The organism is Streptomyces albofaciens JCM 4342, assembly GCF_008634025.1.
Taxonomy (GTDB): domain Bacteria; phylum Actinomycetota; class Actinomycetes; order Streptomycetales; family Streptomycetaceae; genus Streptomyces; species Streptomyces albofaciens.
In genome coordinates this window covers 2,391,422-2,417,465 of the sequence record NZ_PDCM01000002.1, presented here as the reverse complement: position 1 = coordinate 2,417,465, position 26,044 = coordinate 2,391,422, and the positions used below count along the sequence as shown (strand labels likewise).

Here is a 26,044-nt window from a genome sequence, read left to right as displayed (position 1 = left end):
GATCCGCAGATTAACCCCGGGCCAAGGCCAGGGTTCAGGCGTCCTCGTCGCCCCAGAGGCGCGTCAGATGGCTGTCCAGGGTGTCCAGCGCGGTGTCGGGGGAGAGGTGGCCGATGAGGACGTGGGTCGTCAGGCCGTCGGTGAGGGCGAGCAGGGTGCGCGCCTCGCGCTCCGCGTCCGGACTCCCGGTGGCCTCGGTGATCAGACGCGTGAACAGGTCGTGGGTGGCGGTGTAGTTGCCCCGCAGGATCTCGGCGAGCGGCGGGCTGACCGCGGCCTGCGCGACGAAGGCGAGCCAGACGCGGGCCTCGGCGCGGTGCTCGGGGCGCAGCAGGGAGATCTCGGTGGTCGCGTGCCCGAGCGCGGTACGGGCCGACTGCGCCGGCGACTCGGCGAGCCGCGCCGCCACCCGCGCCGAGATCCGCGCCCCGATGTGGCCGAGCGCGAAGATCAGCATCTCCTCCTTGGTGCGGAAGCAGCGCTGGACCGCCCCCATGGACACCTCGGCGCGCGCCGCCACGTCCCGCAGGGTGACGCCTTCCAGGCCGTGTTCGTCGGCGAGGTGACAGACGGCGTCGGCGATCTGCCGACGGCGGCTCTCGTGGTCCACCTGCTTGGGCATGGGGCGCTCCCGGTATGGCGATGCGTGTGTATCGTGACAAGGGTACGATGTGATGCGCTTGCATCGGAACGGGTGTGCGGTGCGTCCGCGCTCGTCGGGCAGGGGCCGCCCCTCGGATCACCCGAGTGCGGCAAGGGCGAACGCGAAGAACGAATGCGTACGAACGTGAAGGACATGTGCGTACGAATGTGAAGGAGCGAATGGTGGAAGCCGAGCAGGCGCTGTGGGAGATGTCCGCCGGGGCACAGGCGGCCGCTGTACGAAGCGGCGAGGTGACCGCCGTGGACATGGTCGAACGCCACCTGGAACGCATCGCCGAGGTCAATCCGACCGTCAACGCCGTCACACAGCTTCTCGCCGACCGGGCCCGTGCGGACGCGGCCGAGGTGGACCGGCGGCGCGCCGCGGGGCAGGACCCGGGCCCGCTCGCCGGAGTGCCCTTCACGGTCAAGGAGACCACCGATGTGGAGGGCGTGCCGACCACGTACGGCGCCGAACGCTTCCGTCACCACGTCGCGCACTCCGATGCGCCCCCGGTGGCGCGGTTGCGCGCCGCGGGTGCCGTCCCGATCGGGCACAGCAACATGCCCACCCTCGTCCTCGCGGGCATCCACAGCCGCAGCGAGCTGTACGGGGACACCCGCAACCCCTGGTCGCCGGAGGTGACGCCGGGCGGCACCAGCGGGGGCGACGGCGCCGCGGTGGCCAGTGGGATGGCCGCGATCGGGCTCGGCAACGACTCCGGCGGGTCGGTGCGCATCCCCGCGTCCTTCTGCGGCGTGGCGGCCCTGAAGCCCACATACGGACGCTTCCCCGCCGATCACCGGCTCGGCGCGGACGATCCGGCGCTGGCCACCCAGCTCTTGGTGGTCGACGGACCGCTGGCCCGTACGGTCGGCGACCTCCGGCTGGCGTACGAGGCGCTGGCGGGCACCGATCCCCGTGACCCGAGGGCCGTACCGGCGCCCCTGTATGGCGAGCCCGTACCGCGGCCCCTCAAGATCGCGATGGTCACCGACCCGGGCGGCAAGGGAGTGCACCCCTTGGTGCGCAAGGCCGTGGAGGACGCGGCGGACGCGCTGCGCGACGCGGGCCACGAGGTGTGCGAGGTGCCGGACGTGCCCCGCCTGGACGAGGCGCTGGAGGTGTACGGCCGTATGACCATGGCCGAATTCGCCCCCACGTGGCCGGTGGTGCGGACCCTCCTGGGCGAGGACGGCCACCGCTACATAGAGATGTCGATGGACATCCGGGACGCCCTGCCGATGGATGTGCCCGCCTACCTGCGCCTGACGAGCGCCCTGCTCGGCATCCGCAGGGCGTGGGCCGAATTCCTGCACACCTACCCGTTGCTGCTGGCACCGGTCTTCACCGAGCCGCCCTTCGAGCCGGGGCTGGAGATCCGGGACCGGGAGTCCCACGCACGTGTCCAGCGGGCGATGCGCCTGTGCACGGCCACGAGTCTCGTGGGCGTGCCCGCGGTGGCCGTACCGACCGGGGTCGCGCGGGGCCTCCCGTACGGCGTGCAGCTCATCGGGCGCGCCTATCGGGAGGACCTGTGCCTGGAGGCGGCCGAAGCGGTGGAACGGCGATGCGGGGTGCTCACCCCGATCGACCCGCGCCCGTAGGGAAGTTCGGTGTGGCGGGTCCGTGACGCGCGGTGATGCCGGGCCTGCCAGGGCCGTACGATGGCGCGGTGCTGGTCAAGTGGATTAGATGCACGGTCGTGGACCGCCGGGGATTCGAACGGGGGCAGCGGAAGTGGGCGGGGCTGCTCGGCGAACCGGGATTCCGGGGCCAGGGCGGCGGATGGAGCCGGACGCGTCCGTCGGTCGCGCATCTGGTCGCCTTCTGGGAGAGCAGGGCGTTCTACGACTCCTTCATGGCGCGCTCGCACGACCGGCTGGCGGCGGCGCAGGTGGGCACGTTCAAGGACTCCCGGGTGCGCCTGTTCGAGTACGAACTCGACGTGAAGGTGGGCTTCCGGCCCGTCTTCGCGGACGCCGACGTCCTGCGCATAGCGCACTGCCAGGTGCGTGCCGACCGGGTCGAGCACTTCATGCTGATGCAGGAGAAGGTGTGGAATCCGGCCATGGCCGGCTCCCCGGGCATGCTGCGCGGCCTGGTGGGGCGCGCGCCGGGGGAGGAGTTCCTGATCCTGTCGATGTGGGAGTCGGCGGCCGAACGGGGCAAGTACCGTCCCGAGCGCGTCGAGCGGCTGGGGTTCCGGGCGCAGACGGAGGCTGATGTGCGGGCTGTGACGGGAGATGTGGCTGATCTTGAGCCTGCTTGGACGGTGTGAGGGGGCGGGGCAGGGGTAGGGGAGTGGTGGGGTTTGGATGTTTTGTTGCGGTGGGGGGTGACGCGATGCGGGTTGGTGGGGGTGTCGTTTGTCGGGATGCTCGTGGGGTGAGGCTCAGGTTGCGCGGTAGGGGCCGGTGCGGCCGTGTCGCGTGGCTGGCTGGTCTCGGCCCCTCCGCCGGTGGTGTCTGTACTGTTACTTGGGCGGGGTGGGCCCGCCGGCCCCGGTCCCTGCCTCCGTTCCCATTGGGGTGAACACCCCCGCTTGTGCGGCGGCCAGGGCCGCCGCGGCGCTCTGGTCGGCGGTGTGCGCGTCGACCGGCTCACGCGTGATGAAGAGCCGCAGGAAGAGCGGGGCGCACGCGGCCCGCGCGAGCGCGCCCGCGTCAACCTCGTTCTCCGCGGGTGACGGCAGCTCGCCGCGTTCGACGGCGCGCTGAACCATGAGCTCGCAGCGTTGGAAGCGTTCGGCGTAGAAGGCGTGCAGCGCGTCCGCGGCCCGCTCCGACTGGAACGCGGCCGCGATGATCGCGGAGCCGGAGGCCGCCGTGACCGGATCGGTGAACGACTCCACCACCTCGCGGGCGAGCGCGCGCAGATCACCCGCGAGGGACCCGGTGTCGGGCGGCGTCCAGCTGTCCTCGCCCGCCAGGTCGAGAGTGTCGGCCAGCAGTCCCTCGAGGTCGCCCCACCGGCGGTAGAGCGTGGTCTTGTGCACGCCCGAGTGCTCCGCGACGTATTCGACGGTCAGGCCGGGATAGCCGTGTTCGGCCAGGCCCGCCAGCACGGCGTCGCGGACGGCCGCGCGAGTGCGGGCGGTGCGCCCGCCCGGCCGACGGGTGCCGGGGCTCGGCGCGGGGGCCTCCGGTGCGTTTTCCTCACGCAAGTGCTACTCCTGTTGCGTTAGTGCGGCGGCGTGTGCCATCATCGTCGTAACGCAACAAGCGTAGCGTTTGAGTCCGCGATGTGGTGCCGTGGAGCCGGGGGGTGCGTATGACCACGCAGATTTCGTTCCACGAGGTGTCCCAGTCCTACGGCGACCGGCTTCTGCTGGACGGTGTCTCCCTGTCGATACGCCCCGGCGACCGGGTCGGAGTCGTGGGGGAGAACGGCGCCGGCAAGTCGACGCTGCTGCGCCTCGCCGCGGGGATGGAGCGGCCGGACGAGGGCCGGGTCGTGGTCACCGCCGACGGAGGCGTCGGTCACCTCGGCCAGGTGCCCGACCTGCCGGACGACTGCACGATCCAGCAGGCGGTGGACGCCGCGCTCGTGGAGTTGCGGAAGATGGAGCACCGCCTGCGAGCACTGGAGGCACGGCTCGGCGACGGACGACCGGAAGATCTGGAGGAGTACGGCCGGCTGCTCGGCGTCTACGAACTGCGCGGCGGCTACGAGGCAGACGTCCGCGTCGACAAGGCGCTGTACGGCGTGGGGCTGGGCCATGTGGAGCGGAGTCGCCCGTTCGGCAGCCTGTCCGGCGGGGAACAGGCAAGGCTGGGCATCGCCTGCCTGATAGCCGCGTCGCCCGAGGTGATGCTGCTCGACGAACCGACCAACCACCTCGACGTGGAGGCGCTGGACTGGCTGGAGTCCGCGCTGGCGGCCCATCGCGGCACGGTGCTCGCGGTATCGCACGACCGCCTCTTCCTGCAGCGCGTGGCCGACGCGATCGTCGAGGTGGACGCCGACCGCCGGACCGTCGTCCGGTACGGCGGTGGGTACGGCACCTTCGTCGCCGCCAAGGCCGCGGCCCGCCGACGCTGGGAGCAGGAGTACGAGCAGTGGTGCGCCGAGACCCGGCGGCTCGCCGAGTTCGCGGCCGGCGCCGCCCGCAGTGTCGCGCAGGGGCGCTCCATCAAGGACAACAACAAAATGGCGTACGACCGCGCCGGAGGACGGGTCCAGGCCTCGGTGGCCGGCCGGGTGCGCAACGCACAGGAACGACTGCGGCGGCTCCACGCGACCCCGGTCCCCCGGCCGCCGGAGCCACTCCGCTTCCATGCCGGGCCGACCGCCGGTGACGCTGAGGGCACACTCATCGAGCTGGCCGGTATACGAGTGGGGGACCGCCTGGCCGTGGACGCCTTCTCCGTCGCCGCGGGGGAGCGGCTGCTGATCCACGGCGCCAACGGAGCAGGCAAGAGCACGCTGCTACGGCTCATGGCGGGGGTCCAGCGACCCGACGCGGGCACGATCACGCGCCGCGGGCACATCGGCTACCTGGCCCAGGAGATACCGGTGGCCCGCCCACAGGAACGGCTGCTGTCGGCTTTCGGCCGGGACCTGCCCGGAGGCCCGGAAGAGCTCGCCGAACTTCTCCTCTCGTTCGGCCTGTTCCGAGAGCGCGATCTCCAGATACCAGTGGGCTCCCTCTCGGCAGGCCAGCGCCGCCGGCTGTCCCTGGCCCGTCTACTGGCCCGCCCCGCCGACCTCCTGCTCCTGGACGAACCGACCAACCACCTGGCGCTTCCCGTCGTCGAAGAGCTGGACACAGCCCTCGCCGCCTGGCCCGGCGCCCTGGTCGTCGTCTCCCACGACCGACTGCTCGCCCGACGTTTCGGCGGCCGACGCTGCGAGGTGCGGTCCGGGCGGGTGGTGGAGGACGGGTGATGAATGCGGGTGGTGGGCGACGGGTGACGGATGACGGGTGGCGGCTGGGCTGGGCTGTGATCGGGGTGGTCTTTGGGCGGATTGGTCTGTGGGCGGGAGGGGGTGGGGCGGAGCGAGGAGGCGGTCGGGTGCGCAGGGTGTCGGGGTGCGCGCGGTCGGCGAGGCGCGCGCGGTCCAGTGGTCTGAGTGTGAAAGGTGGTCTTGGTCGCGAATGAGTTCCGGCGTAGCCCGGGGCTGCCTTGGGTCGGTCGGTATCCCGGGCTGGGGCGCTGGCCTGGGCCGGGGGAGTGGCCGGGGTGGTAGACGGTCGGGTCGGAAGGCGGCCGGGTCGGAAGGTGGCCGGACAGGTGGCCAGTGCGGTAGGTACCTGGATCCGGAGGCGGTCGGAGCGCGAGATGGCCGGGGCGGGAGACGGCTGAGGCGGGTGCTGTCCGTGAGAGCCGGAGTGACACGGGTCGGCCTGTGAGCCGGGGCGACACGGGTCGGCCGTGTGAGCTGGGGCGACGTGACGTCGGCCGTGTGAGCTGGGGCGACGTGCTGACCGGCACGGTTGAGGCTGCGCGCTGACCGGGAGTGGGGCGGGGTGGGGTGGGTGGGGGGAGGGGCCCCGGGGGGAAGGAAGGAGCTGGCCGCGCCAGCCGAGGCGCCCCTCGAACACGGCAACCCAACCAGCACGCGCCCCAACCAGCACGCGCCCCATGCACACGCGCCCCACGCCCCACGCACACGCGCCTCACCCACGTGTCCCCACGCCCTCTCCAAGCACACGCACCGCCAGTGCAGGCACGCGCACAGTAACCGCATCCGCGAAGCGACGGCGGCGTGGGCTGGGGCATGAGGCATGTACAGAGCAACCGTTTTAGGGTGACGGCATGGCACGGCCCCGACGCATCGTCCTCATTCGCCACGGAGAATCGGAGGGGAACACCGACGACACGGTCTACGAGCGGGAGCCCGACCACGCGCTGAGCCTGACCAAGAACGGCCTGCGGCAGGCCGAGGAGGCCGGGGAATCGCTGCGGGCGATGTTCGGCGACGAGCGGATCTCCGCGTACGTATCGCCGTACCGCCGCACGCACCAGACCTTCCAGGCGCTCGGGCTCGACATGGACCGGGTCCGGGTCCGTGAGGAGCCGCGGCTGCGCGAGCAGGACTGGGGGAACTGGCAGGACCGCGAGGACGTACGCCTGCAGAAGGTGTACCGCGACGCCTACGGACACTTCTTCTACCGCTTCGCACAGGGCGAGTCCGGCGCCGATGTGTACGACCGGGTCGGCGCGTTCCTGGAGAGCCTCTGGCGCAGTTTCGAGCACCCGGACCACCCGCCGAACGTTCTGATCGTCACGCACGGTCTGACCATGCGGCTCTTCTGTATGCGGTGGTTCCACTGGACCGTGGCGGAGTTCGAGTCCCTGACCAATCCGGGGAACGCGGAGTGGCGCTCGCTCCTCCTGGGTCCGGACGGCCGGTATGCACTGGACCGGCCCTTCGAACGCTGGTGTGAACCGGAGTCGTACGGCATCACCGGTTAGAGTGCACACCGATGAGCGCCGACCACCGTGACGCAGACCGCTTCGAGCGGGCCCTTACGAGCCTGCGCGGACTTTCCCTGGGCGATGCCCTCGGCTCCCAGTTCTTCGTTCCCGCCAACTACCCCCACCTCAAGCGCCGTGAGCTGCCGCCGTCACCGTGGCAGTGGACCGACGACACGGAGATGGCCTGCTCGGTCGTGGCCGTGCTCTCGACCCACGGGCGCATCGACCAGGACGCGCTGGCCCGCTCCTTCGCCGATCACCACGACTTCGACCGCGGCTACGGCCCGGCGGTGAACCGCATGCTCCGGCTGATCCGGGAGGGCGGCGACTGGCGGGAGCTGGCCTCGGCGCTCTTCAACGGGCAGGGCTCCTGGGGCAACGGCGCGGCCATGCGCATTGCCCCGCTCGGAGCCTGGTACGCGGACGATCCCGAGCAGGCGACGCACCAGGCCGAGATCTCGGCGCACACCACCCACCAGCACCGGGAAGCGGTGGTCGGGGCGATGGCGGTGGCCGCCGCGGCCGCCCTGGCCGCCGCCCCCGACCGTACGACCGGCCCCGAAGCGCTGCTGGACGGTGTACTGGAGCTGATCCCGCGCAGCGCCGTACAGGCGGGCCTGCGGCGTGCCCGGGACATGCTCGACTACGCCGACGCGGGCACGGTCGCCGCGGTGCTGGGCTGCGGCCGCCGGACCAGCGCCCACGACACCGTCCCCTTCACGCTGTGGGCCGCCGCCCGCCACCTCGGCGACTTCGAGCAGGCCTTCTGGGCCACCGCTCAGGCCGGCGGCGACGTGGACACGACCTGCGCCATCGTCGGCGGAATCGTTGCGGCGGGCGGTGCCACTCCGCCCCAGGACTGGCTGGACCGTACGGAAGCGTTCCCCAGCTGGATGCCGCAGCCATCCGGCTGAGGGGTTACGGGCGGGGGCGCCAGCCGGGCAAGCAGGCATCCGGAAGACCCGGCGCCAAGCCAAGGCTCGCGGCAACCCGGGCGACCGGGCGACCGGCCATCCGGAAGTGCCGGTGCCGGTGCCGCGGTCAGGGGGATGGATGCGGCGCGGAACATCCGACCCCGCCCCGGCGAGGTCGCCAAGCGACCCCTCCGCGCCCGTAGTTGATCTACCGCGGAGGTCCCGGGCGCACGAGTATCCCCGGTGGGTCCGGACCCCTTGATGCCCGTGGAAACGCGTCGGAACCCCCAGCCCTCCCCCCGTCGCACCCCGCACACGCAAAAGCACAGCCCGCGACCTCCGGCGCCCTCGCCCCCGCAGCGCCACGGTCACGCGGTACCCGGTGCGCACGCCCGCCGCGTTTAGGCGTACGCTGGCTGGCGCCATGCCGTACGAGCCCCCAACCCACACCGTCGAGCGATCGCTTCGCGCCACCACGGGCGCCAAGATCATCGCCGGGGTGGACGAAGTCGGGCGCGGCGCCTGGGCCGGCCCGGTCAGCGTCTGCGCAGCCGTCACCGGACTGCGCCGCCCGCCGGCCGGACTCACCGATTCCAAGCTGCTGACACCCAAACGGCGCGTCGAACTCGCCGGGGTGCTCGACGGCTGGGTCACGGCGCACGCCCTGGGGCACGCCTCTCCGGAGGAGATCGACGACCTGGGCATGACCGCGGCGCTCCGGCTCGCGGCCGTGCGGGCCCTGGAGGCGCTGCCGGTCCGTCCGGACGCGGTGATCCTCGACGGCAAGCACGACTACCTGGGCGGTCCCTGGAAGGTCCGTACGGTCATCAAGGGCGACCAGTCCTGCATCGCGGTGGCCGCGGCCTCCGTGCTCGCCAAGGTCCGGCGCGACGCGATGATGGGTGAACTGGCCGACGTGCACGCCGACTTCGCCTTCGCGGAGAACGCCGGCTACCCGTCGCCGGCGCACCGTGCGGCGCTGGAGGAGTACGGCCCCACGGCGTACCACCGGGTGTCGTGGTCCTACATGGACGCCCTGCCCCGCTGGCGGCACCTGAAGAAGGTGCGCAGCACCCCCGAAGCAGCCGCTCTGGAGGCCGGTGGCCAACTCGGCTTCGACTTCTGAGCGGTGCGGGCATCAATTCGGTACCCGATGACGTGTTCCGCACCTACGTTTGATAGACATCCTTTTATGCCTCTCATCCCCGAGGAGCCTCAGATTCACGAGAGTGTCCCGGGTCCCCGCGCAACTCCGGCCGCCGGCCGTACCGCGTCGACCCCTCGTCCTGTTCCTGGCCCCGGTCCCCGCCCCGCGCCTCCGCGCGGCGCTCCCGCGGCCAGCGCCCGCCCCGGCAAGCCCGGACCCGCCGCGCCGTCCCGTGGACCGGCCGGCGCGCCTCCGGCGCAGCGCCCGGGGCCCAAGCAGCCCGCCGCGACCTCCGGTCCCGCCGACGCCGCTTCCGGAGCGCAGCTCCAGCTGATCCCGGCCCCGCAGTCCGGCGCGCTCGACGCCGCCGAGGAGGCCGTCGACCTGCTGCTGGACTCCGGGCGTGCGCCGGGCGAGATCCTGGTGCTCACCACCGGCGAAATGCATCCCTGGGCCGCGCACGAGCTGTCCTTCGGTGAGGCGTCCTACTGGGCGCAGCACGACGCCGCGGACGACGTGTTCTACGCGGACGCCACCGCCGAGCGCGCGACCGGGCGCCCCGTCGTGGTCGTCGCGGTGAACGGCGGCGCGGAGGAGACCATCGCCCGTGCCCTGCCCGCCGCGCTGACCAGGGCCGGTGCACTCCTGGTCGTCTGCGGCGACCCGCAGCGCATCAACACCCTCCTGGGCGTCAGCGCCTGAGAGGCACCGACGGGGGGCCCGGCGGCCACGGGCCGACCGGGCGTCTCGCGCCGCGTGCGCGCGGTCAGCGGGCCGCGGTGCGCCGCCGGAACTCCGCCGCGCCGCCCGCGCCACGGTGCGCTGCTGGTCGGCCGTCGCCGCACGGCTGCTCCGAGGAGGGGCACGACTGCGCGGGGTACGGCTGCGGTGCGGCCGTACGCGTCCGTTCCACGGCGGGGGACCGCTCCACCGGAGCGCACCGTTCCGGTGACCCGGGCGGTGGCGACGGCACGGGCCGCCGCGATCTGCTGACGAGCTCGGACGCCTCCGGCTGCCCGGTGTTCTCGGCCTGCCCGCAGACGTCTCCCTGAGCCGGTCCGGGCCCGTCCCCGCGGACAAGGCCCGAGGCGTCCCCTCGGACAGGCCCCGAGGCATCCCGCCGAAGCGGTGCCGGCTCGGCCTGCCGGATCCGTCCCGGCTCGGCCTGCCCGACCGGTCCCGATTCGGCCTGCCCGACAGGTCCTGAGGCCTCACGCCGCTCGTCCGGACCGGGCTGTGCCGGTGCGTACCGACGCGGCAGGTGTTCCTTGCCGTCAAGGCGTCCGGTACGCGCGACCGAGCGCGGGCGCCGGCCTCCGCGCCCTTCCCCCAGCACCTGCCAGCCTCGGTGCGTCAGCGTGATGTACGCGCCGCAGCGCAGGCCGTGCAGGGTGCACGCGTCGCGCAATCCCCACATCCAGGCGCCGTCCGTCTCCGTCCAACGGGGCTCACCCTCACGGCAGTAGAGCAGTACGGCCGTACGGACCGGCACCCGCAGCCGCAGGTCGTGCGGGACGACCCGGCGCAGCTGGGCCAGGAGCGCGTTGCGGAACTCCCAGCCGTCCGGGGCCGAGGCGTGCTGGACGAACGACGCGCTGGCGATGATCCGTTCCTCGGGGCCGAGCACCGCCACGACAGCCGTCCAGAGACCCGGCAGGTGGCGGTCGTGCAAGCCGGTGACGACCTCGCGCGGGTTGCGCAGCAGGGGGATCCCGGCCGACGCCCACTCGGAGGGCTCCAGCATGCGGCTGAGCCGGGCGGCGGAATCGGCTGAGGTGGCCAGGGACACGTCCGGGGGCTGGGCGAAGCCGAAGGTCACGGTCCTCCCTTCGTCTACGCGTCCACGCGCCGGACGGCGGCCGGCCGCGCGGGCACGGCTCGGTACCGCCGCACCCGGCCGCGGACGGCCGGTACGGGGAAGCGGGGCCAATTCTCGCGTTCGTACAGGCATGCGGCAATGAAGCGGACGCGCGCACAGCCGGAATCGGGCACCGCGCTTGTGGTATTCCTGCCCGCCGCACCGGCCCCTGACGCCCGACCACCTCCCTCACCTCACCCCTGCACGGCAAGGACCAGCGGAAACACTCCGGCGGCGCCCGCCTTGCGCAGCAGCCGCGCGGCCACGGCCAAGGTCCATCCGGTGTCCGCGTAGTCGTCCACGAGCAGCACCGGTCCATCGGCCGAGGCCAGAGCCTGAGCCAACTCCGGCGGCACGCTCAACGATCCGTGCAAAGCACGCAGTCGCTGGGCGCTGTTGCTCCGCGGAATCCGGGGATCCGCCTCGTGATCCGCGTAGGTCACCGTCCCCAGGAACGGCATCCGCCCGACGGCGGCAATGCGCTCTCCCAGGGAACGCACCAGCTGAGGGCGGGTACGGGAATCGAGAACCACCACGCCCACGGGTCGCGCCGGGGCGTCCGGCGCCCCCGACGCCCAGCCGCCGGGGCCCTTCGCCCAGTCCGCGAGGACCGTGACGACCGCGGACGCGACATCGTCCGGAATCGGCCCGTCCGGGGCCTGCGCGGCGAGCATCGGACGCAGCCGGTTGCCCCAGCCGATGTCGGAGAGCCGGCCCAGCGCCCGCCCGGTGGCCGACTGCTCACCCGCCGGAATGCGCCCCTTGAGATCGACGCCGATGGCGGGCAGGCCCGTCGGCCACATGCGCCGCGGCTCCACCTCCACGCCCGGCCGCCCCAGCTCACCGCGCGCCGCGTCCAGCGAAGCGGCGGACACCTCGGTGGTGAAGCGCGCGCCCGCGCAGTTGTCGCAGCGACCACAGGGCGTCGCGGCCTCGTCGTCCAACTGCCGCCGCAGGAATTCCATGCGGCAGCCGGTCGTCGTGGCGTAGTCCCGCATGGCCTGCTGCTCGGCCTCGCGCTGCCGCGCCACCCAGGCGTAACGCTCGGCGTCGTACGTCCACGGACGGCCGGTGGCGGTCCAGCCGCCCTTGACCCGGTGCACCGCGCCGTCCACGTCGAGCACCTTCAGCATGGTCTCCAGGCGCGAGCGGCGCAGCTCGACCAGCGGCTCCAGCGCCGGCAGTGACAGCGGCCGGTCCGCGCCCGCCAGGACGTCCAGGGTCCGGCGCACCTGCTCCTCGGGCGGGAAGGCCAGGGACGCGAAGTACTTCCAGATCGCCTCGTCCTCACGGCCGGGGAGCAGCAGCACCTCGGCGTGCTCGACACCGCGGCCGGCACGCCCGACCTGCTGGTAGTACGCGATGGGGGAGGACGGCGAGCCGAGGTGCACCACGAATCCGAGGTCGGGCTTGTCGAAGCCCATGCCGAGCGCGGAGGTGGCGACCAGCGCCTTGACGCGGTTGCCGAGCAGATCGTCCTCGGCCTGCTGGCGGTCCGCGTTCTCGGTCTTGCCGGTGTACGAGGCCACCGTGTGACCGCGCTGCCGCAGGAAGGCGGTGACCTCCTCGGCCGCGGCGACCGTGAGCGTATAGATGATCCCCGAGCCCGGCAGCTCGTGCAGATGGTCGGCCAGCCAGGCCAGCCGGTGCGCGGCGTCCGGCAGCGGGAGCACGCCCAGGCTCAGGCTCTCCCGGTCCAGCGGGCCGCGCAGGACGAGCGCCTCGGCGGTGCCCTCGCCCGTACCGAGCTGCTCGGCCACGTCGGCCGTGACCCGCGCGTTGGCCGTCGCCGTCGTGGCGAGCACGGGCACACCGGGTGGGAGGTCGGCGAGCATCGTGCGCAGCCGCCGGTAGTCGGGCCGGAAGTCGTGGCCCCAGTCGGAGATGCAGTGGGCCTCGTCGACCACGAGCAGACCGGTGGCCGCGGCCAGCTTGGGGAGCACCTGGTCGCGGAAATCGGGGTTGTTCAGCCGCTCGGGACTGACGAGCAGCACGTCGACCTCGCCCGCCGCCACCTCGGCCTGGATGGTGTCCCAGTCCTCGGTGTTGGACGAGTTGATCGTGCGCGCGTGGATCCCGGCACGGGCCGCCGCCTCGACCTGGTTGCGCATCAGCGCGAGCAGCGGGGAGACGATCACGGTCGGTCCGGCGCCGCGCCGGCGCAGCAGCGCGGTCGCGACGAAATAGACCGCCGACTTGCCCCAGCCCGTGCGCTGCACCACCAGCGCGCGGCGCTGCTCGGCGACCAGCGCCTCGATCGCCCGCCACTGGTCCTCGCGCAGCCGCGCCGTGCCGCCGGGGTCGCCGACGAGGCGGGAGAGGACGGCATCGGCCGCGGCACGCAGGTCTTCGTTGCTCATGGCTCCATGCAACCCGATGCCACTGACAACGCGCGAACCGCCGCCCGAGCCTGTGGACAACTTCCGTCACCCTGAGTTATCCACAGGGGTCGCGGCGGTGTGGTGGTTCGCGGGATCTTCGAGCCATGAACCAGCACAGCGAACAGCCCAGCCAGCCCGAACCGCCCCGCCGCTCCGGCGAGTCCGCCCGGCGGCCCGGCCGGAGCACCGGCCGATCCGACCAGCTCGCCCGGCCCGGCCGGCTCGCTCAGCCGGACCAGCCCGCTCGACACGACCGGTCCGACCGGCCCGACCGACCGCTCCTGTCCGACCGACCCGCTCAGCTCGACGGCCGCGCCCACTCCCGCCCGCCCGTACCGACCAACCCCACCACCTCGTCCCACCCGGCCGCCGCGTCTCACCCGGCCACCTCGTCCGACCCGGCCGCCGCGTCTCACCCGGCCGCCGCATCTCGTCCGCCCACGCCGCCCGCTCCGCCTTCCCCGCCTGAGCCCACGCCCGAGTGCGAGTCCACTGGAGTGACGGGGGAGGCCGGCGGGGCCGAAGAGGCCAGGGTCACCCTGCGCGGGCCGGCCGAGCTGGCCGATGCGCTGCCGTATCTTCTGGGCTTCTTCCCGGACGACAGCATCGTCCTCGTCGGTCTGCACGGCGAGCGGGGCCGCTTCGGCAGCCGGGCCCGGCTCGGCATCCCGACCGACCGGACACAGTGGCGGTACGCCTCCGACCAGCTCGCCGACGCGCTCGTCGCCCTCGGTGAGGAGCGGCGCTCCCGCCCCGAAGGGATCATCGTCTACCTCTGCCAAGAGCCGGCGGAGGGCGAGAACGGCCGGGATGTCATGGAACGCCTCCGCCCGCTCGCGCAGCGGCTGCGGATCGCCTGCGGAGCCCTGGACGTGCCGGTGCTCGACGCGCTGTGCATCTCCAACGGCCGGTTCTGGTCCTACTGCTGCCCCGACGAGCGCTGTTGCCCCACCACCGGGACGCCCCTGACCCCGCCCGGCACGTCGGTGATGGCCGCCGCGGCCGCTTACGCGGGCGTCCAAGTCCGTGGTTCTTTGAGGGAGATGGAGGCCCGGCTCGCCGCGCGTACGGGCCCGCGCGCGGTGGCGCAGACGTCCGCGTTGGACGCCGTGGCGCACCGGCTCGTCCCGCGCATGCTTCAGGAGGGGACGGCGGCCTCCGTGCGGGCGGAGACCGTGGAGCACGCACGGGAGCTGGTCCGCCGGTTCCGCGAGGACCCGCCCACGGGCAGCCGGCGGGCCAGGGACGCCTGTGACGACGCGCTCCTGACCGACGGCGAGGCCGCCCGCCTCATCGTCGGTCTCCAGGACCGCGTCGCCCGTGACCGTGCGGCGGAGTGGATGGAGGGACCCGACGCCGAACCCGCACTGCGCCTGTGGCAGGCACTGTCCCGCCGCTGTGTGGGCGGCTACGCCGAGTACGCCGTGGCACCGTTGTCGCTGGCGGGCTGGGTCGCCTGGGCCACGGGTGACCAGCCGTCCGCCCGCGTGGCACTCGGCAGGGCGCTGACCCTCGACCCCGAGTGCCTCTTCGCCCAGTTGCTGCACAGCGGCATCAACCAAGGGCTGGACCCGGAGACGCTGCGACACTGCCTGCGCGAGGAGCGCGCCGAGCGCGCCGCCCGAGCGGACGCGGAACCAGTAGGGAAGGTCGCACTGGCGTCCGGCGGTAACTCCGTACCGGTGGTTGTGGACGGCCCCGTCCAGGTGCCCGGGACCCGGCCCGGGGCAGGCCGGTCGGGGGAGGCCGACCGCGCCGTCGCACCGGAGCGGCCCGCTGCTGCGGACGGTTTCGGCGAGAGCGGTCGCCCCGGAGGGAGCGGTCGTTGCGGCGGCGCCGACCGCCCGGGTGGGCCGCGCGGCACCACGCGTCCGGCCTCCCGTCCGGGCACCGGCCGGACCAGGCGCCGTACGAGCCGCAACGGTGACCGGAGCCGGCCGTGAGCCCGCCGGTACCGCGGTGCCGGCGTGACCTGGGCGCCGGCCGCGCCGTTCACCTCTGTGGCGCAGTCCGTTTGGAGCCCAGACCCCAGCAGGGAGCGCAGAGAGTGTCAGGCATGGTCCCCACCGCTCAGCCGGCCCGCCGGGCATCCGGAGATCACCGGCCCAAGGTGCCGCCCCGGCCCCCGGAACCGCAGCCCGTCCACGGGACCCTGATCTGCGTCGCCCTGCCGGCCCTGGCCATCTCCTCCGAGCAGGGCCAGCTCACCGGCCGGGGCACGGATGGCTTCTACCGCGTCGGGCGCCGCGTCCTGTCCCGGTGCGAGCTGCGCGCGGGCGGCGCCGAACCCGTCGTGGTACAGGGCAGACTCGTGGCCGCGGACCGCGCACGGTTCGTCGGAACGGTCCGTACGGCCATCGATCGAGGCCCGGACCCGGAGGTCCGTTTCGAACGGGTGCGGAGCGCCGACGGCGTCGAGCGGATCACGTTCCACAGCAGCGCACCACGCAGGGTGCGACTGCCCGTGGAGCTGCGGCTGGGCACGGACCTCGCCGAGCTGGGCGCGATCGCCGTCGGAGTCGCGGGCCCCGAACTGCCCGCCAGCGTCCACGGCTCGGGACTGCGGTGGTCCGCCGCGGGGGCGTACGCGGTCGTCGCCGCCACCCCGGCGCCCTCCGACGTCATGGCCTCGGCCGGGCTCCTGCGCTGGGAACTGGACCTGCCGCCGGGCGGCCACCACACCATCGAGGTGCGTGTCCGGCTGGAGCACGCGACCGTGGGGCATCTCGCCGGCGGGCCGGTCCCGCCGCTCCCGGCCACGCGCGGCGCTGAGCAGCCGCCACGCCCCTGGTCGGCGGCGCGGCTCCAGTGCGACGACCCACGAGCCGACGTACTGCTGGCCACCTGTCTCGACGATCTGCACGGGCTGCTGATGCGCGGCCCCAGCGCCCCCACGGACATGTACCTCGCGGGTGGAGTCCCATGGCGCTGCGGTCTCTCACCGGCCGAGGCGCTCTGGGCAGCCCGCATGTTGCTGCCCCTGGGCACCCGGCTCGCGGGGCACACCCTGCGCACACTCGCGCACCTCCAACTCGACGGGCCAGGGGCGGATTCCGGCCGAATTCCAGGCGGCCTGCGGGACGCGGGACCGTACGCACCACCCAGCTGCACGGGCGTCGAGGCGACACTGCTGTTCCCCACGGTCCTCGCCGAAGCCCGCCGCTGGGGGCTGCCCGAGCGCGAGACCGAGCAGTTGCTCCCGGCGGCGGAGCGCTGCCTGAGATGGCTGCACACCATCGTCGGCGACGGCGACGCGTCGGGTGACGGAGCCCTGAACGGAGGCAGCGGCTACGTCCCCGACCCCGCCCCGGGAGGGCCGTACCGCTGCGCCACACAGGCACACGCGCACCGGGCCGCGCTCCTCGGCGCCGACCTCCTCGACAGCTACGGGAGACCCGGCGCGTCGGAGCTGCGCGAGTGGGCGGCGGGGCTGCGGGCGAGGTTCCGGGAGGAGTTCTGGGTGGAGAGCCGCAGCGGCGGCAGCCCGGCCGCGCTGCGCACATCCGGCGGGCGCCTGCTGCCACATCTCGGCTCCACCGCCGCCCACCTCCTGGACACCGGTCTGCTCGGCGGCGGCCGGTCGGCCGTGGGCCTGCTCGATCCGGTGCGTACGGAACGGCTCGCCCGGCTGCTGGGCAGCCCCGCCATGGACTCGGGCTGGGGTCTGCGGGGCCTCGGGGCCAAGGAGAGCGGCTACAACCCGTTCGGCCATCGCAGCGGTGCCGTGCGGATCCACGAGACGGCCGTCGCCGCCGTCGGCCTGGCCACCGCCGGTCATGAGAAGGAAGCCGGCTCCCTGGTCCGCGGGCTGCTCGACGCGGCACAGACCTTCGACTACCGGCTACCGGAGATGTACGCGGGCGAACACCGCACCCGCGACGGGGCCCCCGTGCCGCACCCCGCCGCATGTCACCCGGCGGCCGTGGCCGCCGCGGGCGCGGTCCACGCGCTGACCGCCCTGGCCGGAGTGCGCCCCGATGTGCCCGCGGGGACCGTGGCGGTCCGGCCGGTGGGCGGCGCGCCGCTCGGCGCGATGCAGTTCACCGGGCTCAGCGTCGCGGGGCAGCCGTTCGCCGTACGGATCAGCAGGCTCGGCCTGGGGCTGGTGGAGGAGGCCGCGAATGGCTTGCAACTGGGGGCGTGAGGTGCGCCGGGGCCTGATTATCGTCAGGCGGACGACTATGATCGCGCCATGCCTCCCTACGACCCGTCGGCCTTCCCCCCGTTCGCCGTTACCGTCGATCTGGTGGTGCTCACCGTGCGCAAGCACGCGCTGTGCGCGTTGGCCGTGCGCCGGGGCGAGCCGCCGTTCCAGGGACGCTGGGCCCTGCCGGGCGGGTTCGTACGGGCCGACGAGGACCTGGAGGCGGCCGCGGCCCGGGAACTCGCCGAGGAGACCGGACTGCACGCCCACTGCCCGGCGGGTCCGCCGCCGCCCTACGGGGCGCATCTGGAACAGCTCGCCACATACGGCGACCCCAAGCGCGATCCCCGGATGCGCGTGGTCAGCGTCGCCCACCTGGTGCTCGCGCCGGACCTCCCCGCCCCGACGGCGGGCGGCGACGCCCACAGCGCGCGCTGGGCCCCGGTGGAGACACTGCTGGAGCAGGACGGCGGCCTCGGCCGCGAGGGCGAGCAGTCCGCCCCGCTCGCCTTCGACCACGCGCGCATCCTCGCGGACGGCGTGGAGCGGGCCCGCTCGAAGATCGAGTACTCCTCGCTCGCCACCGCCTTCTGCCCGCAGGAGTTCACCGTCGGGGAGCTGCGCCGGGTCTACGAAGCGGTGTGGGGCGTGGCGCTGGATCCCCGTAACTTCCACCGCAAGGTGACCGGCACGCCGGGCTTCCTGGTACCCACAGGAGGAACGACGACCCGTCAGGGAGGCCGTCCCGCCCAGCTGTTCAGAGCGGGCGGCGCCACCCTGCTCAACCCGCCGATGCTGCGCCCGGAGGTCTGAGCGGGGGAGTGTTCGGGTTCGGCCGAGGGGGGTACGGCCGAGCGGGGGAGAACGGCCGAGCGGGGATTTCGGCCGAGGGGGCATGGTCGGGCGGGGGAGTACGGCTGAGCACCCGATCTCAACCGCAACACCCGACCTCAACCCCGACACCGGACCTCAACCCCAACATCCGATCTCAACCCCAACATCCGACCCCAGCCCCCACACCCCCCGCCCACACGTGACACGCATGCCAGCCAACCGAAGGGCATTACCGGCAAATCGGACACTCGGCGTTACCGTGGCCAGGTGAGTCCCGACCTCCTGCTCCGCGCCGTTTCCGTAAGGTCCCGCACCCCGTGGGGGGCGAGATGATCCAGGCCATCGGGCTGACCGGCGGCTCCCGTGAAGGACGGCGCCCCGCTGTCGACGATCTGAGCTTCGAGGCCCCCGCCGGCCGGATCACCGTCCTGCTCGGCGCCGAAGGAGCCGGCAAGACCACCGCCCTGCGGCTCATGCTCCAGTTGGAGGGCGGCCGTGGTGTCGCGCTCTTCCGCGGCCGCCCGCTGTACCGCGTACCGAATCCGGCCCGTGAGATCGGCGTGGTCTTCGGAGACGTGCCCGGCCACCCGGCCCGTACGGCGCGTGGCCACCTGCGCATGCTCACCGCCGCGGCCGGGGTACCGGCGTCGCGCGCCGACGACGTGCTGGACGTCGTCGGCCTCAGCGGCCTGGCCGATGAGAGACTCGGCGCGTTCTCGCGGGGCATGGACCGCAGGCTCGGCCTGGCCGCGGCCCTGCTCGGCGACCCGCACACCCTTCTCCTCGACGAGCCCTCCCGCGACGTCTCCCCACGTGAGGCGGCGTGGCTGCACGGCCTGCTGCGGGGTTACGCGGCGCAGGGCGGAACCGTGCTGGTCACCTCGAACGACGCGCGGGCGGCCGCCCGGCTCGGCCACCGGGTCGTCACCATCGAGGAGGGCAGGCTGGTGGCGGACCAGAGTGCGGCCGACTTCGCCCGTACCCGGCTGCGTCCCCGTGTCGTCGTCCGCTCGCCGCACGCCGACCGGCTCGCGTCGCTGCTCGTGGACGAGTCGCAGCGGGCCCGTCCGGGCGTGGATCCGAACGCCGGCCGCGCGGTCGAGATCGTACGGGAGAGCGGCAGCCGTATCGCCGTCTACGGGAGCACCTGCGCGGCCGTGGGGGACGCGGCGTTCCGGCACGGCATCCTCGTGCACCGGCTCGCCGACGAGGTGGGGGACACCGGGCCGGTCACCCCGCTCACCCGCGCCGACGGCCGCGCCCGGAGCGCCGCCGCCCACGCAGAGCAGGACACCGCGGAGCACGGCGCAAGCGCGGGCGACGCGACCGCCGTGTCCGTGATTCCCGCACCCGAGACCGCCGCTCCCGAAACGGCCGTTGCCCTCAGTGGAAACCTCGGCGAAGCCGTCACTCCCGACACGACCGTTGCCCTCAGCAGCACCCTCGGCGAGACCGCCGCGCTCCCCTCAGCAACGGGCCCCGACGCCGCCGAGACCCTCCTCGCCCCGAACGTCTCGTCGACGCCTGAGCTTGAGGCCACGGCAACCACCGACCACACCCCGACCACCCCACCCCAACCCGTCAACCTCGCCCCACCCCCCGCCGCCACTCAACCGCCCACCCAAACCCCCACCCCCACAAACTCTCCCGCCCCCACAAACTCTCCCACCCCTACAGACAGACCTGCCCTCACGAGCCGCTCCACCCCCACCCGCACCTCAACCTTCAAACCCCTGAAACCCCTCCGCACCTCCCTCCCCCCTGGCGCCCCCACCCCAGCCCCCGCCTCCCCGGAAGTCGCCGCCCGGCAGCTCGTGAGTCTGCGGCTGGCCGGTCGTGGGCCGGAGTGGCCGCTGCGGTACGAGCTGCGCCGGGCCTCGACCGATCCGGCGGGTCTGGTCGTCGCCGTCCTTTCCCTGGCCGTCGCCCTGGTCTTCGCGCTGGTCCTGGCCCGCGCCGGAGACACCTCCCGGGTGCACGTCCTCACCGGCTGGCCGCGTCAACTTCCGTTTCCTCCGGCCGCGCTCGCCGCCGGGCTGATCGGGGCGCTCTCCTTCGGCCAGGAGTTCCGCTACCCGGCCCTCGCGCCCGAGCAGGGCACCGTGCCCCGCCGCCTCGGCCTGCTCGCCGCCAAGCTGCTGGTCAGCGGGGCCGCGGCGGTGCTGCTCGCGATCGGGACGCTGCTGCTCGACGGCGTGCTGGTGCGTGGCCTGTTCGGTGCCGCGGGGCTGCCGCCGGGCGGTGACGGGAAGGTCCTGGTCGTCACGTGGTCGGCCCTCATGGCCGGCTGCGCGTGGGCGGGCGTCCTGGCAGCCGGTGTCTTCCGGTCCACCGCGATGGGGCTGGCGGCGGTGCTCGCCGTACCGGTGCTCGTCCTCCCGCTCGTACAGCGGGCGTTGGAGGTGCCGGCAGCCCGGTCGCTGGTCGGTGTCCCGGCGCGGCTGCGGTCGGCGGCGTTCGTGCAGTGGCCGTCCGGTTTCGACCAGGCGGTCGGTACGGTGCTGCGGCTGACGGCCCAACCGGTGGGCGGGGCGCTCACGTTGTCGCTCACCGCACTGGTCTTCGCCTACGCCCTGACCGCGCTGCGGAAGCGGGCCCGCTGACCACGGCCGGCGCGGCCGCTGCGGCCTCGGTCGAAGCCCTCCCGAGGGGAGCACCTTTCTTTCCGATAAAGCGTCAATTGGGGAAGGATGGGCGATCACCCTTTCGTGTGCTTTTCACCAAAGACCTCAAGGGGTCCGGGGGCGTCGCCGACAAATGATGCGTGAGTACCCTTGCGCACACCATGATGACCGCGGCTCGCCCCGCCGACTCCGGCCTCGCCGGTCCGGGCGAGCTTGACCGCTACTCCTACGCCAACGCCGCGGGCGCACCCGGCCCCGGCGGGGTCGCCCACGCGCCGGGCGCCGAGCGGGCCGACCGCGTGCCGCCCGTCTGGGACGGAACCGATGCGGACATGGCTCGGGCCGGCCGCCGCGCGGCGGGCAACCGCGGCCGTGGACTGCACGGCCAACTCGTCCAGCAGCTCGGCCAGATGATCGTCTCCGGCGATCTGGGCGCCGACCGTCCGCTCGTGCCCGAGGAGATCGGCCAGCGCTTCGAGGTCTCCCGCACCGTCGTCCGCGAGTCCCTGCGCGTCCTGGAGGCCAAGGGCCTGGTCAGCGCCCGCCCGAACGTAGGCACCCGAGTACGCCCGGTCAGCGACTGGAATCTGCTCGACCCCGACATCATCGAGTGGCGGGCGTACGGCCCGCAGCGCGACGACCAGCGCCGGGAGCTGTCCGAGTTGCGTTGGACGATCGAGCCCCTCGCCGCCCGGCTCGCCGCCGGCCACGGCCGCGACGACATCCAGCAGCGCCTCGCCGACATGGTCGAGATCATGGGGCACGCCGCGGCCCAGGGCGACGGGCTGACCTTCGCCCGCGCCGACTCAGAGTTCCACACCCTGCTGCTCCAGCTCGCCGGGAACCGCATGCTGGAGCACCTCTCCGGCATCGTCACCTCCGCCCTGCACGTCTCGGGCGGTCCGTCCGGCGGCTGCGAGCGCCCCGCGGAGAAGTCCGTCGGCCAGCACATGCGGATCGTCGACGCGATCGGCGCCGGTGACGCCCCGGGCGCCGAGGCCGCGATGCGGACCCTCCTGACGGCCCACGGCGAGGCCGGCGGCCAGGGTGCCGGCGGCGCCGGGGACCACACCGTCCCGCCGCCCCGCGAGCACTGAGGGCCCGCGCCACCGAGGACCGGTGCCCGCTGGAGGGCCCGTACCGGCCGGGGAGGGCCGGCTGAGGAGCGCGCGCCCGTACAGGACGGGAGGCGCGTCCGCGCGGGACGGAACGTCTGAAAACGTTCGGTCCGCCCGAGGCGCGGGGAGCGGACGCCAGGCGCGCGGAGTGCATGGGGGCGCACAGGGCGTGCGGACGCCGCCGGAGCGTGCCGGCGCGGGTGTGGCCCGCGACAGTGCGCCGCCGCGAGCGAGCGGTGCGGCGTGAGCCGAAGTACGTCAGGCCGCCGGGCCCGGAAGCGCGATCCGGGCCCGGCGTTTGCTTGGGAGGATTGCGCCCCGTAGAGGGGGGAATGTTCCGTTATGCGGTGTGACTCGGGCCACGCAGATTGGGCGTAACGCTCGCCGGGGAGGCGCGATGACTTAAGAGGTGATAGCCGAGGAGGGAATGCGAGCGGCGCTTTCGGCGCTGTTCAACTCCCCGGCTTCCCCTGCGCCGTCGGTCCATCCCCGCCGGCGGTCGTCGGCTCCGATCCACCGTGGACGGGGTCGGAAGCCGTTCCCATCGTTCCGAGAGGTTGTTCGTGTCGGCCAGCACATCCCGTACGCTCCCGCCGGAGATCGCCGAGTCCGAGTCAGTGATGGCGCTCATCGAGCGGGGAAAGGCTGATGGGCAGATCGCCGGCGATGACGTGCGTCGGGCCTTCGAGGCTGACCAGATTCCGCCAACCCAGTGGAAGAACGTTCTGCGCAGCCTCAACCAGATCCTCGACGAGGAGGGTGTGACGCTGATGGTCAGTGCCGCAGAGGCGCCCAAGCGCACCCGCAAGAGCGTCGCAGCGAAGAGTCCGGCGAAGCGCACCGCCACCAAGACCGTCGCGGCCAAGACCGCCACGGTGAAGAAGGCCACCACCACCGCGGCCGCCCCGCTGGGCGACACGTCGTACGGCGAGGCCGAGGGCGGTCCCGAGAAGAAGACGGTCGCCAAGAAGGCCGCGGCCAAGAAGACGGTCGCGAAGAAGACCGCCGCCAAGAAGACCGTGGCGAAGAAGACCGCCGCCAAGAAGGACGTCGACGACCTTCTCGAGGACGAGCCGATCGAGGAAGCGGCGCCCGCGGGCAAGGGCGAGGCCGCCGAGGTGCCCGAGGGCGCCGAGAACGCCGGCTTCGTGCTGTCCGACGACGACGAGGACGACGCCCCCGCGCAGCAGGTCGCCGCGGCCGGTGCCACCGCCGACCCGGTCAAGGACTACCTCAAGCAGATCGGCAAGGTCCCGCTGCTCAACGCCGAGCAGGAGGTCGAACTCGCCAAGCGCATCGAGGCGGGCCTGTTCGCCGAGGACAAGCTGGCCAACTCCGACAAGCTGGCGCCGAAGCTCAAGCGTGAGCTGGAGATCATCGCCGAGGACGGCCGCCGCGCCAAGAACCACCTCCTGGAGGCCAACCTCCGTCTGGTGGTCTCGCTGGCCAAGCGCTACACCGGCCGCGGCATGCTCTTCCTGGACCTGATCCAGGAGGGCAACCTCGGTCTGATCCGTGCGGTCGAGAAGTTCGACTACACCAAGGGTTACAAGTTCTCCACGTACGCGACGTGGTGGATCCGCCAGGCCATCACCCGCGCCATGGCCGACCAGGCCCGGACGATCCGTATCCCCGTCCACATGGTCGAGGTCATCAACAAGCTGGCCCGTGTGCAGCGCCAGATGCTCCAGGACCTGGGCCGCGAGCCCACCCCGGAGGAGCTGGCCAAGGAACTGGACATGACCCCCGAGAAGGTCATCGAGGTCCAGAAGTACGGCCGCGAGCCGATCTCGCTGCACACCCCGCTGGGCGAGGACGGCGACAGCGAGTTCGGTGACCTGATCGAGGACTCCGAGGCGGTCGTGCCGGCCGACGCGGTCAGCTTCACGCTTCTGCAGGAGCAGCTGCACTCGGTCCTGGACACGCTCAGCGAGCGCGAGGCCGGCGTGGTCTCCATGCGCTTCGGCCTCACCGACGGCCAGCCCAAGACGCTGGACGAGATCGGCAAGGTCTACGGCGTCACGCGTGAGCGCATCCGCCAGATCGAGTCCAAGACGATGTCGAAGCTGCGCCACCCGTCGCGCTCGCAGGTCCTGCGCGACTACCTGGACTGATTCGGGGGCTCACGCTCCTAACGGCCGTCCGAGTGCACCGCGGGCCCGGTCCTCCCTCGGGAGGGCCGGGCCCGCGGTGTGTCCGGGTGCGCGATGCGTCCGACTGACTCACCCTGGGTGTGCGAACACTTCCGCACAGTCAGGAGCGTGTATGCGTGCTTTCGTCCGGGCCGCCCTCGGGGCGCTCGCCCTCGTCCTCGCCGTGCCGGTCACCACCGCGCGGGCGGACGAGTCGGTGGTGGGAGGCCGGCCGGTGAAGGTCTCCGACCACCCGTGGATGGTCGCGATCAGCTCCCGCTCACGCTTCGGGAACGACCGGTCGGGCCAGTTCTGCGGCGGTGTTCTGGTCGGTCGCGCGACGGTCGTGACGGCGGCGCACTGTCTGAGCCGTGCGGTGCTGGGCGTGGAGTGGCAGCGGGTCAGGGACCTGCGGATCATCACGGGACGCGAGGACATGCGAGGCCGCGGCGGGCAGGAGTTCGTACCGCAGCGGGTGTGGGTGAACCCGACGTACGACAGTTACAGCAACGCCGGTGACATCGCCGTGCTCACGCTCGGCCGGCAGCAGCCGAAGGGCCGGGCCCTGCCGATGGCCAAGGCCGGCGACGCCGCGTACCGGGCCGGCACGAAGGCGGATGTGTACGGCTGGGGCGATACGACCGGTAACGGGACGTACGCGGCCACGCTCCGGTCGGCGCAGGTGCAGGTGTACTCGAACGCGGCCTGTAGCAGGGCATACCCGGGCAACGCGGACGGGAAGTATTTGGCTGATTCCATGCTGTGTGCGGGGACGCCGCAGGGTGGCCGGGACGCCTGCCAGGGTGACAGTGGCGGACCGCTGGTGGCGCGGGGACGGCTGATCGGGCTGGTGTCCTGGGGAACCGGATGCGGGAAGGCGGCGAAGCCGGGCGTCTATACGCGCATCTCGGCGATGATGAAGCATGTGGCCGCCCATGGTGGCGGCTGAGCGCCGTGGCGCGGGCGGGCCGGGCGGGAAGCCGGGGTGGCCGGTCGCGGGGCCTCAGGACGCCACAGGCGGCGCCCAAGGGTGTGTCCCGTCCCGTCACTGCCGGGGCCGCGGGGGCAGACGAGTGCGGGCGGCCTCCCGGTGGTTCCGGGAAGCCGCCCGCCACACGGCCCTAGGCCGCTGTCGCTCGTCGTCGGATGCGATGTGTCAGCGTTCCTCATCGGAAGCAGACGCGGGAGAGGCGGTCAGCCGCTCCGTCTCGTCCTGTATTTCCGCGGCGATCTTCTTGAGTTCTGGCTCGAACTTGCGGCCGTGGTGGGCGCAGAAGAGCAGTTCGCCGCCGGACATCAGAACGACGCGCAGGTATGCCTGGGCGCCGCAGCGGTCGCAGCGGTCAGCGGCCGTCAGCGGGCTCGCGGGGGTCAGAACAGTAGTCACGTCGCCTCTTCTCTAGCTCGACGAGCTGTCGTACCAGGGTCAACATCCAACCAGGCCGAAAACGTTCCCGCTCGTGCCTATTCCCTGAAAAAATTTTTCCAAGGACGCCGGGTGTTGCCGGGTGGCGGCGAATGAGCCGTATTGCGTGGTGGTCTGATTCACGTTGGTTGCTGGGCTTTGTCCTCCCGGCTGGCTTGCCGGTTGTTCAAGAGGACGTGCCCGGAGCCTAAATGGTTCATGCCTCGAAGGGAACGTGATGTGCGCGTCACCGCGCTCTCACCCCTTCGAGGGATCGAACACGTGAGCGAAAGTCTACTACCATGGCCGTCGTCACGGGTGGCGTCACTTCGGCTCTACCGGGCCTCGGTACGCTCTGACCGGCGACACCGCCACGACCGGGTCCGCGGAATGCGGGCCGCCAGTAATTCAGCGAGGAG

18 protein-coding genes and 1 pseudogene are annotated in these 26,044 nt (G+C 72.8%); 14 read left to right on the top strand and 5 right to left on the bottom strand.

Annotated features, from left to right (window positions below; genetic code table 11):
- Nucleotides 1–34: 34 nt before the first annotated feature.
- Nucleotides 35–622: a TetR/AcrR family transcriptional regulator gene (locus CP973_RS30470; protein ID WP_150247084.1), complete on the bottom strand. Its 588-nt coding sequence runs from the start codon at nt 620–622 to the stop codon at nt 35–37.
- Nucleotides 623–822: 200 nt separating this feature from the next.
- Here CP973_RS30470 and CP973_RS30465 point away from each other — a divergent pair, with 200 nt between their 5' ends.
- Together CP973_RS30465 and CP973_RS30460 are read left to right on the top strand one after the other, a co-directional pair.
- On the top strand, nt 823–2,250 hold the full coding sequence (locus CP973_RS30465) for an amidase (protein WP_150247083.1): 1,428 nt from the start codon (nt 823–825) through the stop codon (nt 2,248–2,250).
- A gap of 68 nt (nt 2,251–2,318) precedes the next feature.
- A complete protein-coding gene (locus CP973_RS30460) occupies nt 2,319–2,924 on the top strand; it encodes a YdbC family protein (RefSeq protein WP_150247082.1) in 606 nt (201 codons plus the stop codon).
- Between the two features lie 195 nt (nt 2,925–3,119).
- Here CP973_RS30460 and CP973_RS30455 read toward each other — a convergent pair whose 3' ends face one another.
- Nucleotides 3,120–3,809, bottom strand: coding sequence for a TetR/AcrR family transcriptional regulator (locus CP973_RS30455; RefSeq protein ID WP_150247081.1), 690 nt, complete (start codon nt 3,807–3,809; stop codon nt 3,120–3,122).
- A 107-nt stretch (nt 3,810–3,916) separates the two neighbouring features.
- Here CP973_RS30455 and abc-f point away from each other — a divergent pair, with 107 nt between their 5' ends.
- The 5 genes from abc-f (at nt 3,917) to CP973_RS30430 (ending at nt 9,831) form a co-directional block, all read left to right on the top strand.
- Nucleotides 3,917–5,533: a ribosomal protection-like ABC-F family protein gene (abc-f, locus tag CP973_RS30450; RefSeq protein WP_150247080.1), complete on the top strand. Its 1,617-nt coding sequence runs from the start codon at nt 3,917–3,919 to the stop codon at nt 5,531–5,533.
- Between the two features lie 872 nt (nt 5,534–6,405).
- Nucleotides 6,406–7,065: a histidine phosphatase family protein gene (locus CP973_RS30445; protein WP_150247079.1), complete on the top strand. Its 660-nt coding sequence runs from the start codon at nt 6,406–6,408 to the stop codon at nt 7,063–7,065.
- 11 nt (nt 7,066–7,076) lie between these two features.
- Complete coding sequence (locus tag CP973_RS30440) at nt 7,077–7,982, top strand: ADP-ribosylglycohydrolase family protein (protein WP_150247078.1); 906 nt, start codon at nt 7,077–7,079, stop codon at nt 7,980–7,982.
- 424 nt (nt 7,983–8,406) lie between these two features.
- A complete protein-coding gene (locus tag CP973_RS30435; protein WP_150247077.1) occupies nt 8,407–9,108 on the top strand; it encodes a ribonuclease HII in 702 nt (233 codons plus the stop codon).
- Nucleotides 9,109–9,174: 66 nt separating this feature from the next.
- Complete coding sequence (locus tag CP973_RS30430; protein ID WP_150247076.1) at nt 9,175–9,831, top strand: hypothetical protein; 657 nt, start codon at nt 9,175–9,177, stop codon at nt 9,829–9,831.
- A 588-nt stretch (nt 9,832–10,419) separates the two neighbouring features.
- Here the strand turns inward: CP973_RS30430 and CP973_RS41180 are convergent.
- Together CP973_RS41180 and CP973_RS30420 are read right to left on the bottom strand one after the other, a co-directional pair.
- Nucleotides 10,420–10,948: pseudogene (locus CP973_RS41180) on the bottom strand (hypothetical protein); the annotation flags it as partial.
- A gap of 233 nt (nt 10,949–11,181) precedes the next feature.
- Nucleotides 11,182–13,347: a RecQ family ATP-dependent DNA helicase gene (locus CP973_RS30420; RefSeq protein ID WP_150247074.1), complete on the bottom strand. Its 2,166-nt coding sequence runs from the start codon at nt 13,345–13,347 to the stop codon at nt 11,182–11,184.
- A gap of 125 nt (nt 13,348–13,472) precedes the next feature.
- Here CP973_RS30420 and CP973_RS30410 point away from each other — a divergent pair, with 125 nt between their 5' ends.
- The 7 genes from CP973_RS30410 (at nt 13,473) to CP973_RS30380 (ending at nt 25,169) form a co-directional block, all read left to right on the top strand.
- Nucleotides 13,473–15,311 carry a DUF4192 domain-containing protein gene (locus tag CP973_RS30410; RefSeq protein ID WP_425282035.1) on the top strand — a complete coding sequence of 613 codons (1,839 nt, stop codon included), beginning with the start codon at nt 13,473–13,475 and terminating at the stop codon, nt 15,309–15,311.
- A gap of 113 nt (nt 15,312–15,424) precedes the next feature.
- Nucleotides 15,425–17,512 (top strand): glycogen debranching N-terminal domain-containing protein, encoded by a 2,088-nt coding sequence (locus tag CP973_RS30405; RefSeq protein WP_244410114.1) that lies wholly within the window; start codon nt 15,425–15,427, stop codon nt 17,510–17,512.
- Nucleotides 17,513–17,560: 48 nt separating this feature from the next.
- Nucleotides 17,561–18,325 (top strand): NUDIX hydrolase, encoded by a 765-nt coding sequence (locus CP973_RS30400; RefSeq protein ID WP_150247072.1) that lies wholly within the window; start codon nt 17,561–17,563, stop codon nt 18,323–18,325.
- A gap of 338 nt (nt 18,326–18,663) precedes the next feature.
- Nucleotides 18,664–20,949, top strand: coding sequence for an ABC transporter ATP-binding protein (locus tag CP973_RS30395; protein ID WP_341874866.1), 2,286 nt, complete (start codon nt 18,664–18,666; stop codon nt 20,947–20,949).
- Between the two features lie 161 nt (nt 20,950–21,110).
- On the top strand, nt 21,111–22,067 hold the full coding sequence (locus tag CP973_RS30390) for a FadR/GntR family transcriptional regulator (protein ID WP_244410112.1): 957 nt from the start codon (nt 21,111–21,113) through the stop codon (nt 22,065–22,067).
- A 584-nt stretch (nt 22,068–22,651) separates the two neighbouring features.
- Complete coding sequence (locus CP973_RS30385) at nt 22,652–24,202, top strand: RNA polymerase sigma factor (RefSeq protein WP_150247071.1); 1,551 nt, start codon at nt 22,652–22,654, stop codon at nt 24,200–24,202.
- Between the two features lie 151 nt (nt 24,203–24,353).
- Entirely contained in the window at nt 24,354–25,169 is an 816-nt protein-coding gene (locus CP973_RS30380) for a S1 family peptidase (RefSeq protein ID WP_150247070.1), read from the top strand.
- Nucleotides 25,170–25,376: 207 nt separating this feature from the next.
- Here the strand turns inward: CP973_RS30380 and CP973_RS30375 are convergent, their stop codons facing one another.
- Nucleotides 25,377–25,607, bottom strand: a complete 231-nt coding sequence (locus CP973_RS30375; RefSeq protein WP_003981845.1) for a DUF7455 domain-containing protein — start codon at nt 25,605–25,607, stop codon at nt 25,377–25,379.
- Nucleotides 25,608–26,044: the final 437 nt, after the last annotated feature.

Excerpts from the sequence above, each read along its gene's own strand:
- CP973_RS30380 (WP_150247070.1), top strand. The coding sequence starts at position 24,354 with ATGCGTGCTTTCGTCCGGGCCGCCCTCGGGGCGCTCGCCCTCGTCCTC.
- CP973_RS30420 (WP_150247074.1), bottom strand. The coding sequence starts at position 13,347 with ATGAGCAACGAAGACCTGCGTGCCGCGGCCGATGCCGTCCTCTCCCGC.
- CP973_RS30410 (WP_425282035.1), top strand. The coding sequence starts at position 13,473 with ATGAACCAGCACAGCGAACAGCCCAGCCAGCCCGAACCGCCCCGCCGC.
- CP973_RS30470 (WP_150247084.1), bottom strand. The coding sequence starts at position 622 with ATGCCCAAGCAGGTGGACCACGAGAGCCGCCGTCGGCAGATCGCCGAC.
- abc-f (WP_150247080.1), top strand. The coding sequence starts at position 3,917 with ATGACCACGCAGATTTCGTTCCACGAGGTGTCCCAGTCCTACGGCGAC.
- CP973_RS30440 (WP_150247078.1), top strand. The coding sequence starts at position 7,077 with ATGAGCGCCGACCACCGTGACGCAGACCGCTTCGAGCGGGCCCTTACG.
- CP973_RS30465 (WP_150247083.1), top strand. The coding sequence starts at position 823 with ATGGTGGAAGCCGAGCAGGCGCTGTGGGAGATGTCCGCCGGGGCACAG.
- CP973_RS30405 (WP_244410114.1), top strand. The coding sequence starts at position 15,425 with ATGGTCCCCACCGCTCAGCCGGCCCGCCGGGCATCCGGAGATCACCGG.
- CP973_RS30400 (WP_150247072.1), top strand. The coding sequence starts at position 17,561 with ATGCCTCCCTACGACCCGTCGGCCTTCCCCCCGTTCGCCGTTACCGTC.
- CP973_RS30445 (WP_150247079.1), top strand. The coding sequence starts at position 6,406 with ATGGCACGGCCCCGACGCATCGTCCTCATTCGCCACGGAGAATCGGAG.
- CP973_RS30435 (WP_150247077.1), top strand. The coding sequence starts at position 8,407 with ATGCCGTACGAGCCCCCAACCCACACCGTCGAGCGATCGCTTCGCGCC.
- CP973_RS30430 (WP_150247076.1), top strand. The coding sequence starts at position 9,175 with ATGCCTCTCATCCCCGAGGAGCCTCAGATTCACGAGAGTGTCCCGGGT.